At 69.4% G+C, this 14399-nt stretch carries 15 protein-coding genes; 10 read left to right on the top strand and 5 right to left on the bottom strand.

Annotated features, from left to right (window positions below; translation table 11 throughout):
- The first annotated feature begins 98 nt into the window (after nt 1–98).
- The gene (locus OG574_RS19025; protein ID WP_326774209.1) at nt 99–788 is read left to right on the top strand and encodes a hypothetical protein; all 690 of its coding nucleotides are present in this window, start codon (nt 99–101) and stop codon (nt 786–788) included.
- Between the two features lie 57 nt (nt 789–845).
- On the opposite strand, the gene OG574_RS19020 is transcribed toward OG574_RS19025, so the two are convergent.
- The gene (locus OG574_RS19020) at nt 846–1109 is read right to left on the bottom strand and encodes a mycoredoxin (RefSeq protein ID WP_326774208.1); all 264 of its coding nucleotides are present in this window, start codon (nt 1107–1109) and stop codon (nt 846–848) included.
- 106 nt (nt 1110–1215) lie between these two features.
- Here OG574_RS19020 and OG574_RS19015 point away from each other — a divergent pair, with 106 nt between their 5' ends.
- The 5 genes from OG574_RS19015 (at nt 1216) to OG574_RS18995 (ending at nt 5190) form a co-directional block, all read left to right on the top strand.
- Nucleotides 1216–3546, top strand: a complete 2331-nt coding sequence (locus tag OG574_RS19015) for an ATP-dependent DNA helicase UvrD2 (protein WP_442816831.1) — start codon at nt 1216–1218, stop codon at nt 3544–3546.
- Nucleotides 3547–3709: 163 nt separating this feature from the next.
- Nucleotides 3710–4033: a hypothetical protein gene (locus tag OG574_RS19010; RefSeq protein ID WP_100596669.1), complete on the top strand. Its 324-nt coding sequence runs from the start codon at nt 3710–3712 to the stop codon at nt 4031–4033.
- Nucleotides 4034–4205: 172 nt separating this feature from the next.
- The gene (locus OG574_RS19005; protein WP_326774206.1) at nt 4206–4574 is read left to right on the top strand and encodes a WhiB family transcriptional regulator; all 369 of its coding nucleotides are present in this window, start codon (nt 4206–4208) and stop codon (nt 4572–4574) included.
- On the top strand, nt 4571–4894 hold the full coding sequence (locus tag OG574_RS19000) for a hypothetical protein (RefSeq protein ID WP_326774205.1): 324 nt from the start codon (nt 4571–4573) through the stop codon (nt 4892–4894). The genes OG574_RS19005 and OG574_RS19000 overlap by 4 nt, the downstream gene beginning before the upstream one ends.
- Nucleotides 4895–4980: 86 nt before the next feature.
- A complete protein-coding gene (locus tag OG574_RS18995; protein WP_100596672.1) occupies nt 4981–5190 on the top strand; it encodes a hypothetical protein in 210 nt (69 codons plus the stop codon).
- Nucleotides 5191–5260: 70 nt separating this feature from the next.
- On the opposite strand, the gene OG574_RS18990 is transcribed toward OG574_RS18995, so the two are convergent.
- Together OG574_RS18990 and OG574_RS18985 are read right to left on the bottom strand one after the other, a co-directional pair.
- Nucleotides 5261–6739 (bottom strand): ABC1 kinase family protein, encoded by a 1479-nt coding sequence (locus tag OG574_RS18990; protein WP_326774204.1) that lies wholly within the window; start codon nt 6737–6739, stop codon nt 5261–5263.
- A 41-nt stretch (nt 6740–6780) separates the two neighbouring features.
- Nucleotides 6781–7974 carry a ThiF family adenylyltransferase gene (locus tag OG574_RS18985; RefSeq protein WP_326774203.1) on the bottom strand — a complete coding sequence of 398 codons (1194 nt, stop codon included), beginning with the start codon at nt 7972–7974 and terminating at the stop codon, nt 6781–6783.
- 310 nt (nt 7975–8284) lie between these two features.
- On the opposite strand from OG574_RS18985, the gene OG574_RS18980 reads away from it, so the two are divergent.
- The 4 genes from OG574_RS18980 (at nt 8285) to OG574_RS18965 (ending at nt 12285) form a co-directional block, all read left to right on the top strand.
- Nucleotides 8285–8881, top strand: a complete 597-nt coding sequence (locus tag OG574_RS18980; protein WP_100596675.1) for a M48 metallopeptidase family protein — start codon at nt 8285–8287, stop codon at nt 8879–8881.
- A gap of 242 nt (nt 8882–9123) precedes the next feature.
- On the top strand, nt 9124–10821 hold the full coding sequence (locus OG574_RS18975) for a TerD family protein (RefSeq protein WP_326774202.1): 1698 nt from the start codon (nt 9124–9126) through the stop codon (nt 10819–10821).
- Between the two features lie 11 nt (nt 10822–10832).
- Complete coding sequence (locus OG574_RS18970) at nt 10833–11513, top strand: AIM24 family protein (protein ID WP_100596677.1); 681 nt, start codon at nt 10833–10835, stop codon at nt 11511–11513.
- A 16-nt stretch (nt 11514–11529) separates the two neighbouring features.
- The gene (locus tag OG574_RS18965; protein WP_100596678.1) at nt 11530–12285 is read left to right on the top strand and encodes an AIM24 family protein; all 756 of its coding nucleotides are present in this window, start codon (nt 11530–11532) and stop codon (nt 12283–12285) included.
- Between the two features lie 93 nt (nt 12286–12378).
- Here the strand turns inward: OG574_RS18965 and OG574_RS18960 are convergent, their stop codons facing one another.
- Both OG574_RS18960 and OG574_RS18955 read right to left on the bottom strand, forming a co-directional pair.
- Nucleotides 12379–12903: an NUDIX hydrolase gene (locus OG574_RS18960; RefSeq protein ID WP_326774201.1), complete on the bottom strand. Its 525-nt coding sequence runs from the start codon at nt 12901–12903 to the stop codon at nt 12379–12381.
- Nucleotides 12900–14381, bottom strand: coding sequence for a zinc-dependent metalloprotease (locus tag OG574_RS18955; protein ID WP_326774200.1), 1482 nt, complete (start codon nt 14379–14381; stop codon nt 12900–12902). Before OG574_RS18955 ends, OG574_RS18960 begins: the two co-directional genes overlap by 4 nt.
- Nucleotides 14382–14399 lie beyond the last annotated feature (18 nt).

The raw sequence follows: 14399 nt of genomic DNA, 5'->3' as shown, positions 1-14399 counted from the left end.
GCCTGGATCAGATCTGATCCGATCCGACCTGACCCGGGACCCAACCGGTCAGGTCGGATCAGGCCGCACCAGGCAGGGCATCCGCTTGGATGGGCCGCATGACCGTTCACGACGTAGCTCGCGGCCTTCCCGACATCCCAACCCTGCGGGACCTGTGCCGCTCGATGGCGATGCTGGAAGCGGTACTGAACCCGGACGGCGAGCGGTACTACTCGTACAGCCGCACCTGGTCGGACACGGACCAGATCGCTTCGATGAGAAACGGCTCCGGAGACGAGCTCGACATCGTCTTCGCCCCCGCGGGCGCGTACATCCGGGCCTTCGACCACGAGTCGCCAATGAGCCCCTACGTCGACGATCTGCCCTGGCCAGGCGTGGTGGACTCGGTCCCCGCCCCGTTCCGCGCCTACGTCGACGAACCGGCCTTCACCGACGAAGACATGCCCAGGGTGACGGCATGCCTATGGCGCGAGACCGACGATGAACAGTGGCGCACGGGCGACATCGAATACCCCGACAACCACCCGGACCCCGACGGCTCCGGATGGATGTTCCGCCTGCTCACCGACGCAACCCCGGCCGCATTCCAAGCATTCGCCGAGGACTACTACGAGACCGCGGTCGACATCGACGTAGTACGCCACGTGTACGCCCACCGACCCTTGAACCGGGCCTTGACCCTCCGCTTGAACCCCGAGGCATCCATGACCACCGTCACCAAAGAGGCGACCAAGATCGGCTACCCCCTGGAGACGGACGCCGACCGGAACAGGCCAAAGGGAAAGTGACCACGAAATACAGAAGACCCCCGCCGAAGCAGGGGCCAGTCTGTACGGACGGAGCGATCAGGCGGCGTCGCCCAGCGCCTGCTTGACCTGGGCAAGGCTCGGGTTCGTCATGATGACCTCGACCCCACCATTGGCGGGAACGACCTGAACGGTCGGAACCGTCTGGTTTCCGCCGTTCGCCTTCTCGACGAACGCCGCAGAATCCGGGTCCTGCTCGATGTTGACCTCGTTGTACTCGATGCCCTCGCGGTCCATCTGGCCCTTCAGCCGACGGCAGTAGCCGCACCACGTCGTGCTGTACATCGTCACAGTCCCCGGCATGTCCTCATGCTCCTTCACGGCTCGGAATGCTTCTTCGCAATGAGTCGAACGTACGTGACCCGGCCACCATTCCCGCCCCCGCCCGAGCACCCACCACCGCCCACGCATGACGTCCACCACACCCGCAGACGTGACACGCGCCGCATTAATACGACTGCACCCGCCCCCTGTGGACAACGCGACGCACCCGCCCCCACCGACCTGGCAGCATGGCGGGGTGACAGCAGCAACGCACTCCACCCTCTTCCCGCAGGTTCCGGACACGGCCGACGCGGTGCTCGACGGGCTCGACCCCGAACAGCGCGCCGTCGCCACCGCCCTGCACGGACCGGTGTGCGTCCTCGCCGGCGCGGGCACAGGCAAGACCCGCGCCATCACCCACCGCATCGCCTACGGAGTCCGCTCGGGCATCCTCCAGCCCAACAGCATCCTCGCCGTCACCTTCACCAACCGCGCAGCAGGCGAAATGCGCGGCCGACTCCGCCACCTCGGCGCCGGCGGAGTCCAAGCCCGCACCTTCCACGCCGCCGCCCTGCGCCAGCTCCAGTTCTTCTGGCCCAAAGCAGTCGGCGGCGAACTCCCCCGCATCGTCGACCGCAAGATCCAGCTCGTCGCCGACGCGGCCGCCGCCTGCCGCATCCGCCTCGAGCGCGGCGAACTCCGCGACGTCACGGCCGAAATCGAATGGTCGAAAGTCACCCAGACCGTCCCCGCCGACTACGCCGCAGCAGCCGCCAAAGCCGGACGTCTCACCCCCCGCAACAACGCAGAGACCGCCCAGATCTACGCCACCTACGAAACGCTCAAGCGCGACCGCACCCTCATCGACTTCGAGGACGTCCTCCTGCTCACCGTCGGCATCCTCCAGGACCGCCACGACATCGCAGAACAGGTCCGCTCCCAGTACCAGCACTTCGTAGTCGACGAATACCAAGACGTCAGCCCCCTCCAGCAGCGACTCCTCGACCTCTGGCTCGGCGACCGCGACAACCTCTGCGTCGTCGGCGACGCCAGCCAGACCATCTACTCCTTCACCGGCGCCACCCCCGACCACCTGCTCAACTTCCGCACCCGTCACCCCGGCGCCACCGTCGTCAAACTCGTGCGCGACTACCGCTCCACCCCCCAGGTCGTCCACCTCGCCAACACCCTCCTCTCCCACGCCAAAGGCCGAGCCGCCGAACACCGCCTCGAACTCATCTCCCAACGGGACCGAGGACCAGAACCCGCCTACACCGACTACGCCGACGAACCCACCGAAGCCGAAGGCACCGCCCGCCGCATCCGCACCCTCATCGACAACGGCGTCTCCGCCGGCGAAATCGCCATCCTGTTCCGCACCAACGGACAGTCCGAGATCTACGAGCAAGCCCTCGCCGACGCAGGCATCCCCTACCAGCTACGCGGCGCAGAACGCTTCTTCGAGCGCGCGGAAGTACGCAAAGCAGGCCACGCCCTCCGAAGCGCCGCCCGCTTCGGAAACAACGACTCCCTCCTCGACGACGCCGTCGACCTGCCCTCCCAGGTCCGAGCCGTCCTCTCCGGCGAAGGCTGGACCAGCCAACCCCCGGACGGCTCCGGAGCCGTCCGCGAACGCTGGGAATCCCTCGCCGCCCTCGTACGCCTCGCCGAAGACTTCGCCCGCGCCAAACCCACCGCCACCCTCACCGACCTCGTCACCGAACTCGACGAACGCGCCGCCGCCCAACACGCACCCACCGTCGAAGGCATCACCCTCGCCTCCCTGCACGCCGCCAAGGGCCTCGAATGGGACGCCGTCTTCCTCGTCGGCCTCGCCGAAGGCATGATGCCGATCACCTACGCCAAGACCGACGAACAAATCGAGGAAGAACGCCGCCTCCTCTACGTCGGCGTCACCCGGGCCCGCCACCACCTCAGCCTGTCCTGGGCCCTCTCCCGCTCACCCGGCGGCCGCCCCAACCGCCGCCCCAGCCGCTTCCTCGACGGCATCCGGCCAGGCACCTCAGGAGCCGCGGCCCGCAACACCAGCACCGGACAAGGCGGCATCGAACACGGCACACCCTCGACGCCCCGCACCACCACCGGACCCGTCCGACGCCGCACCGCCCGAACCGTCGCCCGCTGCCACGTCTGCGGACGCACCCTCACCGACGCCGGCGAGATGAAACTCATGCGCTGCGAGGACTGCCCCTCCGACATGGACGAGGGCCTCTACGAGCGACTCCGCGACTGGCGCGCCGACCAGGCACAACAGCTCGGACAGCCCGCCTTCTGCGTCTTCACCGACAAGACCCTCATCGCCATCGCCGAAGCCATGCCCGAAGACGCGGCCCAACTCGCCCGCATCCCCGGCGTCGGCATGCGCAAGCTCAACCGGTTCGGCACCGACGTGCTCACCATCTGCGCAGGTGGGGCCCCGGATGAGGGCGTAGGAGGAGTCGACGAGGACGACTGATGCAAACTCGTCGAAAAAATAGTTTGCGCATGCCCCAGCAATCCCCATAGGTTCTTAAGCACGGGAACAGCGCCTCTTCTCCGAGGCCCTGGTTCCGTGCTGTACTAAAGCCGTCGGACCGGTTCACCCCGGTCCCAGAGACGCCGAGAGGAGGCGAATTCCAGTGATCAGCATCAACGCCAGCTTCATCAGCACCGCCAAAATGACCGATCGCTCGGTCGTCGCTTCCTGCCTGCTCGGTTTCTCGAACCTGGGCACCGGTGCGTCCGGCATTCCCGCCGCCCGTCCGGAGTCCTTCCTGTCTCTCGCCGACCTTCCCGTCCGCGAGAGCAATGAGCGACCGACCAAGGCACCGGAAGCAGTAGCAACGGCACAGGCCCAGGCCTATGCCTTTGCGGCGGCCGGTGCCGGATCCCGGAAGCAGACGACGCACCACCACACGATGTGGGCCTTCCGTGGGCTCGAACCCTGGAGTGATCCAGCCTGATCCTCGATCAGGCCGGCGCCTTCAGGGCCGCGGAACCCCACCCGGGATCCGCGGCCCTTCTGTTTTGCCCGCACGGGACAACAGAACGAAGGGGCCTCGGGAACAAGAAAAGACCCGGTACCACCGCCACCCGGCCCACAGGCCGGAACGACCAGACGAGGAAGACAACACCGTGCAACTCGAAGCGCACGCCCCGTCAGTACCGCCTTCAGACACTCTCCCCCCGCCCGGTCTCACGGAGGACCCCACCTTGAACCCCCTGACTGCGCTCACCGCGCTCGACGACGCCATCGAGAACCTCGGCGTACCCGTCCCCTGCCGTGCCTACGACCCCGAGGTCTTCTTCGCGGAGTCGCCGGCGGACGTCGAGTACGCCAAGTCCCTCTGCCGCACCTGCCCGCTCGTCGAGGCCTGCCTCGCCGGCGCCAAGGAGCGGCGCGAGCCCTGGGGCGTCTGGGGCGGCGAGCTGTTCATCCAGGGCGTCGTCGTAGCCCGGAAGCGGCCGCGTGGCCGCCCGCGCAAGAACCCGGTCGCGGCATGAACGCACGAGGAACGATCGACCGCCCCCTGACGCACGACCCCCAGAAGCAGGCCCCGATGAAGCCGTCCACCAGCGAGCCCACCGGCTCTGCGACCCCAGACTTCACCACCACCGACGCGAACGACTCGCGCCAGAACAGGACCCGAGAGATGCAACTCATCCCAGAAGCGCTGGCTCGTGCGCATATGCACGAGCGGCTGCGCTCCGCCGAGGCCGAACGCCGCGCACTGCGCCTGGCAACGGCCCGCCGGATGCAGCGCCGCGCCGAGCGCGCATCACTGCGCGCCCGCCGCGCGCTCGCCATGGCGGTCATGCAGTGACCCACCCCGCGGGGGCCGATCCACAACGGACCGGCCCCCGCGGTGCGTTGCCCCACAGCCTCGGAAGACGGAGCTATCGTCACCACGTGACGTCTCTTCCCGACGGCGACTCAGCGCAGCGACCCGAGCCCGAACCCGGCACCATCGTGTGCGCCCTCTGCGGCACCACCGCCCAGGGCGCCCCGCCGACCTGGACCTACTCAGTGGAGAACGGGACCGGCCGGCATTACTGCGACCGCTGCGCCCGGGAGAACCTGAGGGCTATTGAGGGGCGGCTGGATTCGGAGTGGTGGTGAGTTTCGGCGGAACATTCCTTGGGGGCCTCCCCCGCCCCCGCCCCCTCCCCACCCCGCCCCCGGTTTTTGATCACGCCTCAGCAGCCGAGACGCCCTCGCTTGTCCCCGCGCTCGCCGCTCCTTCCGCAGCTATGTCTTCGACCGCGCCGACGGCCGAGCCATCGACCGTGACGCCGGCCGAGCCCACGACCGCTCCGCCTGCCGCGTCGTCAACGGGCTCCTCGTCCCCCGCCAGGAATCCCGGTAGCCACCTCTCGAGTTCGTCCCGTAGCCGTACCGTCGCGCCGAGTTGGCACAGGACTCCGATGGTGCTGAGGGTCACGCGATGTATCAGGAGGTAGGAGGGCGGCAGGTTCAGTTGCTTGCCGAGCTGGTGGGCGGGGGAGCGCAGATCGGCGATGCGTGCGGCCTGGCTGCGCATCCAGCCGCGCGTGAAGGTGAACTCGTCGACCAGGGCCGGCTCGATGATCGGCAACAGGTACTCGAGCACCGCGTCGGGTTCGAGGTCGATCGTCTCCTTGACGAAGCCCTCTGTGCGCAGCAGTTCGTAGACCGCTTCCGCGTTGCCCGCCAGGGTCATGCGCAGTGAGGTGCCGATGGTTTCGGGGAGGCCGCCGGGGAGCCGGTCCACGGTGCCGAAGTCGAGGACTCCGAGTCGCCAGCCGTTCTTCTCGTCGGGCAGCAGCCTGAAGTTTCCAGGGTGCGGATCGGCGTGGAGGAGGCTGGTGCGGGACGGGCCCGAGAACAGGAAGCGGGCGAGAAGCTGTCCTGCCCGGTTCCGTTGTTCGTCGGTGCCGTCGGTGATCACCTCGGAGAGCGGTGTTCCGTCTATCCATTCGGTGATGAGGACCTGGTCGCTCTGGTGCACCACGTCGGGTACGTGCACATCCGGATCGTCGGCGAACTCTTCGGCGCAAGCCCGCTGGGCCTGTGCCTCCAGCCCGTAGTCGAGTTCCTCGGACACCCGGTCGCGCAGTTCTGTGATGAGCGGTTTGATGTCCATGCCGGGGATCAGGGGGCCGAGGAGGCGGGCGAAGCGGCCGAGTTGGTTCAGGTCGGAAAGCAGGGCCTCGCCGGCTCCCGGGTACTGCACCTTGACGGCGACCTCGCGGCCGTCGTGCCAGATGGCGCGGTGGACCTGCCCTATCGATGCTGCTGCCGCGGGCTTGTCCTCGAACTCCAGGAAATTCTCCCGCCATTCGTCGCCGAGCCGTTCCGCGAGGACGGCGTGGACCGTCCTGGTGGGCATTGGGGGCGCCGCTTCCTGGAGTTTGGTCAGCGCGGCGCGGTACGGGCCTGCGACCTCCTCGGGGAGGGCGGATTCGAAGACGGACATGGCCTGCCCGAACTTCATGGCTCCGCCTTTGAGCTCACCGAGAACCTTGAAGAGCTGGTCCGCCGTGCGCTGTTGCAGTTCCCGCCCGACGATCTCGGCCGACTTCCCGCCGATGCGTTTGCCGAGGCCCCAGGTCGCGCGCCCGGCGAAGCCGAGTGGCAGCGCGGCCAGTTTGGCAGTACGGGTTACCGCCTTCCGGGGAAGATCAGACATACGCCCCTCCAAGTCCCAGCCTGCCGTGCCGCCAGTGGCGGTTACCCGGCCATTGTGTCGTGCTGCTCTCCGCCCTCGGAGGCCTGCTCCCCCTTACTTCTCTCACCTGCTCCGCATGAGCAGTCCGGATGTGCCCATACCGGGCGGGCGTGCCAGTCGAGTCCCGGAGCCGATGCCTCCCAGCGGGCGCCGGTGCTGGACGGCAGTTCGCCGTCGAGGAAGGCCAGCGCGTGTGCTGCCGTGAGTCCGGCGACGGCCGTGGCGAGAGCCAGGTCGCATGCGGGTACCTGGAGTTGACGCCCGGAACGCCATTGAGCGAGCAGGCGGGGCCAGGTGGGGTCGCGGTCGGTGCGGTCCAGCGACAGGCAGCCGGCGCAGGCGGTGCCGCCGGGCAGTACCAGGGGGCCGACGACTCCGGTGGCCTCGACCACTCCGGCGTAGAGGTGGGGCGTGCCCGAGGCGATGAGTTCTTCGGCGGCCAGGGGGTCGGGGGTGTGGGGGGACAGGCCGTCCCGTGGGGCGATGATCACGAGGGAGAGGGCAGGTTCCTCGGCTGAGGGCGGGGCTTGGATCTCTGACGGGGATTGGGGCTGGGCTTGGGATCGAGGTGGGCCGGAGCGGCGGTCGGGGCGGGGTGGGCGGTCGGGTGCGGCCTTGCGTGCGGCTCGATACGCGGCCGTGTCTCGGCGTTCTCCGACGGATTCGACGGGGAGTCCGCCCGGGGCCACGTCCCACGGTTCGACGATGCCTCCGTCGCGCACATCGACGTGGCCGACGCCTGCGGCGGACAGGACGGACGCGATGACCGTGCCGACGCGGCCGGTTCCCCGGACCTGGACGCGCATGCTGCGGCGGGCCGCCAATTTTCTTGCCCCTGCGGCTGGTTCAGGGGAGAGGATCGTGAGGGCTGCCAGGTCGGGGCGGAGTCGGTCGAGGACTCCTTGGCGCCTGCGGAGCGCGTCGAAGGCCGGGCCTCCGCCGGTGGCGTCGTCGAGCAGTCCGGCCCTCGTCAGCCGGTGGAGCAGGGCGTCGACATGGCCGTCGGGCAGCCCCATCCGGCGGCCTTCGTCGCGCAGCAGGGCCACGCCGCGGGTTCCGTCGAGGAGGGTGAGGAAGGTGCCGGTCGCGGTGTCGACCGGGCCGAGTACGACGGCGTGGGCGGCTGCCACGCCGAACTGGACGGTATTGAGGTCGCGCCAGCCGCGTCGCAGCGCCGGTTTCAGGATCGGATGCATGGCTGTCGGCGGTGAAGTGCCCATCTGTTCCCCCGTGATGCTTGTGTTCTCGCTCTGGTGATCAAGTTGGCCAGTTGGCGATCAAGTTGATGACCTTGGCGAAGTCGGTGGCGTTGGTGACGTGACCGCGGGCCGGAATTCGGGTGGCTCGTCGGTCGATTGCCAGGATGCATGGCGGGGGGAATCCGTGTGAAAAGTTATCCACAGGGGGTGGGTGTTAGTCGTATAAATCGAGCGGGAGGGGTGCGGGGCCGCACCGAAGAGTCCCGGAGGCGGGACTTCCCCCATGTGCAGCGGGTAACGTCGGGGCGTGCCCGCCGACCCACTGCACCGTGCCACGAACACGCAGCGCAGCACGACCAGCCCGCCGCCGAGCGGCCCGAGGGCGAGCGCGGTAGAGGTCCGCAGAAGCGCCCGGCGACGCCGAACGGTCTCCGCGTATCGCGAGGGTGACCGGACCGTCGTCCTCATTCCGGCCCGTATGTCGGAGGCCGAGGAGAAGCGCTGGGTCAACGTCATGCTCGACAAGCTGGCCGCGCAGGAGAGCAAACGGGTCCTGGGGGACGCGGAGCTCGCCGAGCGGGCGGAGCGGCTGTCCGAGCAGTGCTTCGATGGCCGGGCCCGCCCCACGTCCGTGCGCTGGGTGACGAATCAGAACACGCGCTGGGGGTCGTGCACGCCGTCCGAGGGCAGCATCCGGCTGTCGCACCGGCTGCAGGGGATGCCGGAGTACGTGGTCGACTACGTACTCGTACACGAGTTGGCGCATCTGCTGGTGCCGGGGCACGGGCCGCGGTTCTGGCGTCTCCTTGAGGCGTATCCGCGCACGGAGCGGGCGCGGGGCTATCTCGAGGGTGTTGTCGCGGCCGACCGGCTGCCGCATCTGCCGGCCGCTCGCGAGGAGTGAGCACCCGGGAGTGACCGCCCACGAGTGGCCTCCCATGAGCGAACGCCTTGGAGTGACTGACGGAGCAGTCACCCTCTTATGGTCTTCCGGCGACCAGGTCTGACTGTCCGTCGTCCCTTCGCTGATTCCGCCCGCCGCGTTCCCGTTGTGTACCAGGGCTGTACCGGCTGCCGCCGCTGTCAGTGATTGCGGTTAGCCTGACGCGACGTATTCACCTTCGGGATGGGGGACGGTCGTTACGCATGGCCAGGGAATTCCAACGCGGCCACAAGGCCAAGATCAGTGACCTCACCGCGGGCACCGATCTGTACGTAGGCGTGCAGATCACGGGTCCCGGGCTGACCTTCGACATCAGCTGCTTCGGTCTTGACGCCGACGAACGGCTCTCGGACGACCGGTATTTCGTCTTCTTCAATCAGCCGAAATCGCCCGAGGAGTCGATTCAGCTTCTCGGTGCGCAGGCCGGCGACAGCGAGTCCTTCCGCGTCACCCTCGACCGGATCCCGGCGAACATCCAGAAGTTGTCGTTCACCGCGACGATCGACGGCGCCGGGCAGATGTCGCAGATCGCCCCCGGATACGTACGGATCGTCGCGGGTGGCGAGGAGGTCGCCCGCTATTCGTTCAACGGCACGGAGTTCTCGACCGAACGTGCCGTGATGCTGGGCGACTTCTACCTGAAGGACGTCTGGCGGTTCGCGGCCGTCGGGCAGGGGTTCGACGGCGGACTCGACGCGCTGCTGAAGAACTTCGGCGGTGAGGTCGCCGACGAGGAGCCCGCCGCCGCGCCGCCCCAGCAGCAGGCCGGTGCACCGTCGTTCGCGCCGCCCGGGCAGGCCACGGCGCCACCCGCCTTCGGCGCGCCCGCGCCCGCCCCGGCCCCGCAGCCCGCCCAGCAGGGCTACGCGCCGCCGCAGGCAGCCACGCCGCCGCCCGCGCCCGCCCCGGCCCCGCCGTCGGTGCACGCGGCGCCGACGATCGTCGCACCGCTGGCCACGCCGCCCGGCGCCATGCAGCCGCCGGCCGCGCCCACCCCGCACGCGCCGCCCATCGGACATGTGCCCGGTCAGACCGCGCCCCCGCCCCCGGGCTACGGGCAGCCGACCGCGCCTCCCGGCTACGGACAGCAGCCCCAGGCGCCGACCCCGCCTCCGGGCTACGGGCAGCCGACTCCGCCTCCCGGTTACGGGCAGCAGCCGCCCGGTCAGTTCCCCGGTCCGCAGGGTGCCCCGTCGCCGTACGGGGCACCTCAGGGTGTGCCGCAGGGCGGAGGCGCTGCCGGTGTGGCCGCCGCGCTTTCGGCGTTCCGCGAGGCGCCCACCGGTCAGCGGTGGACTCTGCAGAACAAGAAGCTGATCCGCGTCGACCTCGGCACCGGCGGCGACCAGCCGGTGCTCGCCCGTCAGGGCAGCATGGTGCTCTACCAGGGCAAGGTCGAGTTCGGCTACAAGGGCGCGGGCTTCGCCGGCCGGATCGTGGGCAACGCGACCGGCCAGGAGATGCAGCTGATGCGCTGCACCGGCCGCGGCCAGGTCTTCCTCGCGGAGGAGGCCACGCATCTGCACCCCATCGAGCTCCAGGGCGACGCGATCTGCGTATCCGCGGAGAACGTTCTGGCGTTCGACGAGAGCCTCCAGCACGAGGTGCGCAGGATCGAGGGGCACGGCATTCCCGGCGGCGCCCTGTTCGTCATGCAGTTCCAGGGCACGGGCACGGTCGTCGTCAAGACGCACGGCACGCCCGTCGTGCTGCCCGTGACGCCGACGACGTTCGCCGACTGCAACGCGGTCGTCGCCTGGTCGGCCGCCGCGCAGGCGATCGTGTCCAGCCAGGTGCGCATGCGCTACAACGCCTACCCGGGACACAGCGGGGAGAGCGTGAACCTCCAGTTCCGGGGTGCGCCAGGGAACTTCATCGTCGTCCAGCCGTTCGAGGTCTGAGGGAGCCCGTCATGAACCAGCCGCTCGCGGGTTACGCCCCGACCCCGGTAGCCGCCCGCATGGAGAACCACGGCGCCAACATGCTCAAGGTCGCCATGCAGACCGGCAACGACCTCCTCGCGCGCGTGGGCTCGATGGTCGCCTACGAAGGGTTCGTCCAGTACGAGCCCAACCCGCCCGCCGTCCGCCAGATCGCCCGCGACTGGATGACCGGCGAGGGCGCGCCCCTGATGAAGGCCACCGGAGACGGCATCCTCTACCTCGCCGACTACGGCGCCGAGATCGTCGTCATCAACCTCGGTGGCGACTCGATCTCGGTGAACGGCACGAACCTGCTCGCCTTCGACGCGCACCTCCAGTGGGGCGTCGAGCGCGTCAAGGGCCTCGCCAAGTTCGCCGGACAGGGCCTGTGGAACATCAAGATCTCCGGGCAGGGCTATGTCGCCCTCACGTCCCGGGGCACCCCCATCGTCGTCGACTGCGGCCGTGGCGAGGACGAGACGTACGTCGACCCGGACGCGTTGATCGCCTGGTCCCCGAACCTCAAGGTGAAGGGCAAGCGCAGCTTCAAGGCCGGCTCGCTCATCGGGCGCGGAAGCGGCGAGGCCTACCAGATGGGCTTCTCCGGGGAAGGCATTGTCGTCGTACAGCCCAGTGAGGACAGCACCGACCGCCTCCGAGTCCGGGGCTGAGGGGGAACGGAACACCATGCAGAGCCCGCTTTTCGCGCACTCCGAGCAGCAGACCCAGGAGCGCTACACCGTCCAGAACCCGCAGCTGCTGCGGGTCACCCTGGAAGGCCACGACGACATCCTCGCCCGCAAGGGCGCCATGGTCGCCTACCAGGGCCTTGTCGAGTTCGACGGCGAGATCCAGACCTCCGGTCAGCGGCGCGCCCGCGCCAACACAGGTGAGGGCCTCGACCTGATGCGCTGCCACGGGCAGGGCACCGTCTACCTCGCCAACCTCGCCCAGTTCATCCACGTGGTGGAGGTCGAGCAGGACGGTCTGACCGTGGACAGCAGCTACGTCCTCGCGCTCGACTCCTCGCTCAGCTACCAGGTCGTCGCCGTCGACAGCCAGTACGGCATCTCCGGCTCCGGCAAGTACCAGCTCAACATCACCGGGCGCGGCAAGGTCGCCCTGATGACGTCGGGGCAGCCGCTGATGCTCCAGGTCACCCCGGACCGGTACGTCAACGCCGACGCGGACGCGATCGTCGCCTGGTCCAACGGCCTGCGCGTGCAGATGCAGGCCCAGACGCACTCCTCCGGTGTGTGGCGGCGCCGCGGCAACACGGGGGAGGGCTGGGAGCTCAGCTTCATGGGCCAGGGCTACGCCCTCGTGCAGCCCAGCGAGCTGCTGCCCCCGCAGAACGCGGTGATCGGCCAGGGCCTCGGCGCCCAGTACGGCATGGGCCAGCAGGGTGCCCGCGGCCAGAACCAGGGCAACGTCTGGAGCTGACCCCAAGGGCGACCATGTGTCCTGAGTGACCATGTGCCATGTGACATGTGTAAGGGGCGGCCACCGTGGTGGCCGCCCCTTACACATGCCCGCTCACAGTCGGGCGCGCGTCGCTTCCACCAGGCGCACGACGGAGTCGTCCGCCACGCCCGCGACCTCGTCGTACGGGAACCAGCGCAGGTCGAGCGACTCGTCGCTGATGGCGGCCACCGCGTCGGCGGGAGCGACAGCCGCGTACTGCGTGTCGAGATGCCGCGTGCACGGCCCCGGGATCGGATGCCGGTCGAGCCGCACGGGGCCGCCCGGCAGGAGCGTCAAGCCGGGGATGCCGGACTCCTCGGTCGCCTCCCGCAGCGCGGCGTCCGCGAGCGTCAGGTCACCCGGCTCGCAGTGGCCGCCCATCTGCAGCCACATCTGGAGCTTCTTGTGCAGCGTGAGCAGCACCCGCCCGCGGGACGGGTCGATGACCAGCGCGCTCGCCGTCAGATGACCGTCCGTGCAGGCCTTCCACATGCCGTCCTCGGGATGGGCGGACAGGTGGTCCAGGTACGCCTGGCGCAGCTCGGGCTGGCCCTCGTAGGCCTTCAGTACGAGGACCGCGTCGTCGTGCAGCGTCACTTGCCCTCGTCGTCCTTGGAGCCGTCGGAGTCGTCGGAGTCGTTCTTGGAGCTGTCCGCGGGACCGTCGTCCTTGGAGTCGCCCTCCTTGGAGAGGTTCGGCTTGTCCAGGCCGCCGCTCGCCGCCTCGCCGAGCATCTTGTCGATCTCGGAGAAGTCCAGCTGCTCGCGGTGCACGAAGCCGTCCGGGTCGTCCAGGTCCGAGGCCGTCGGCAGCATGTCCGGGTGCGCCCACAGGCCGTCGCGCCCGTCCACACCGCGCGCGTCCGTCAGCGAGGCCCACAGTCGCGAGGCGTCGCGCAGGCGGCGCGGGCGCAGCTCCAGACCGATCAGCGTGGCGAACGTCTGCTCGGCGGGGCCACCGGTCGCCCGGCGGCGGCGCAGCGTCTCACGGAGCGCGTCGGCCGACGACAGGCGCGGCTTCGCGGCCGCGTGGACCACGGCGTCGACCCAGCCCTCGACGAGCGCGAGAGCGGTCTCCAGGCGGGCCAGGGCGGCCTTCTGCTCCGGAGTGTCCTCCGGCTGGAACATGCCCTGCTGAAGCGCCTCCTGCAGCTGCTCCGGGTTCTGCGGGTCGAGCTGGCCGACCGCGTCCTCCAGCTTCGCCGTGTCGACCTTGATGCCGCGCGCGTACCCCTCGACCGCGCCGAACAGGTGCGAGCGCAGCCACGGCACATGCGAGAAGAGCCGCTGGTGGGCGGCCTCGCGCAGCGCCAGATAGAGCCGCACCTCCTCCTTGGGGATGCCGAGGTCCTTGCCGAACGCCTCGATGTTCACCGGCAGGAGCGCCGCCTTGCCGGCGGGGCCGAGCGGCAGACCGATGTCGGTCGAACCGACGACCTCGCCCGCGAGGACGCCCACGGCCTGCCCGATCTGCGAGCCGAACATGGCGCCGCCCATGGAGCGCATCATCCCGATGAGCGGGCCCGCCATGGCCTGCATCTCCTCGGGAAGGACATCGCCCATGGCCAGGCCGACACGCTCGGCGACCGGGTCGACGAGTTCCTTCCATACCGGGAGGGTCGCCTCGACCCACTCGGCGCGGCTCCACGCCACCGCGGACCCGGCGCCCGACGGCAGCGACGTCGCGTCGTCGAGCCACAGGTCGGCCAGGCGCACGGCCTCCTCGACCTGCGAGCGCTCGGCGGGGCCGACACTCGCGTCCTTGGTGCCGTCGGCGGTGCCCTGGGAGACCGTCTGACGGGCGATGTCCTTGGCCATCTCCCAGTTCACCGGGCCGCCCTCGTACGAGAGCATCTGGCCGAGCTGCTGGAAGGCGGCCCCCAGGTCATTGGGGTTCAGGGAACCGAACATCGCGGCGAAGGGGTTGTCCCCGCCGCCCATGCCGGGCATTCCTCCGAAACCGAAGGGGTTGGCAGGTCCCTGACCGCCACCGCCCTGCTGATCCTTCTTCTTGCCCTCGTCGCCGTCGTCCGGCTCCTCCGGCGGAAGGCTGAATCCGAATGGGGTGTCACTCACGGGGTTCCTCGGCTGGTA

It is taken from the genome of Streptomyces sp. NBC_01445 (assembly GCF_035918235.1).
In the GTDB taxonomy this organism is placed as follows: Bacteria; Actinomycetota; Actinomycetes; order Streptomycetales; family Streptomycetaceae; genus Streptomyces.
Note: the sequence above shows the minus strand (reverse complement) of the source record. Positions and strands in the feature narration are given on the sequence as shown.

Coding starts and splice junctions, on each gene's coding strand:
- OG574_RS19015 (WP_442816831.1), top strand. CDS start 1,216: ATGACGTCCACCACACCCGCAGACGTGACACGCGCCGCATTAATACGA.
- OG574_RS18970 (WP_100596677.1), top strand. CDS start 10,833: ATGAACCAGCCGCTCGCGGGTTACGCCCCGACCCCGGTAGCCGCCCGC.
- OG574_RS19020 (WP_326774208.1), bottom strand. CDS start 1,109: ATGCCGGGGACTGTGACGATGTACAGCACGACGTGGTGCGGCTACTGC.
- OG574_RS18990 (WP_326774204.1), bottom strand. CDS start 6,739: ATGTCTGATCTTCCCCGGAAGGCGGTAACCCGTACTGCCAAACTGGCC.
- OG574_RS18975 (WP_326774202.1), top strand. CDS start 9,124: ATGGCCAGGGAATTCCAACGCGGCCACAAGGCCAAGATCAGTGACCTC.
- OG574_RS18965 (WP_100596678.1), top strand. CDS start 11,530: ATGCAGAGCCCGCTTTTCGCGCACTCCGAGCAGCAGACCCAGGAGCGC.
- OG574_RS19025 (WP_326774209.1), top strand. CDS start 99: ATGACCGTTCACGACGTAGCTCGCGGCCTTCCCGACATCCCAACCCTG.
- OG574_RS19000 (WP_326774205.1), top strand. CDS start 4,571: ATGAACGCACGAGGAACGATCGACCGCCCCCTGACGCACGACCCCCAG.
- OG574_RS18985 (WP_326774203.1), bottom strand. CDS start 7,974: ATGCATCCGATCCTGAAACCGGCGCTGCGACGCGGCTGGCGCGACCTC.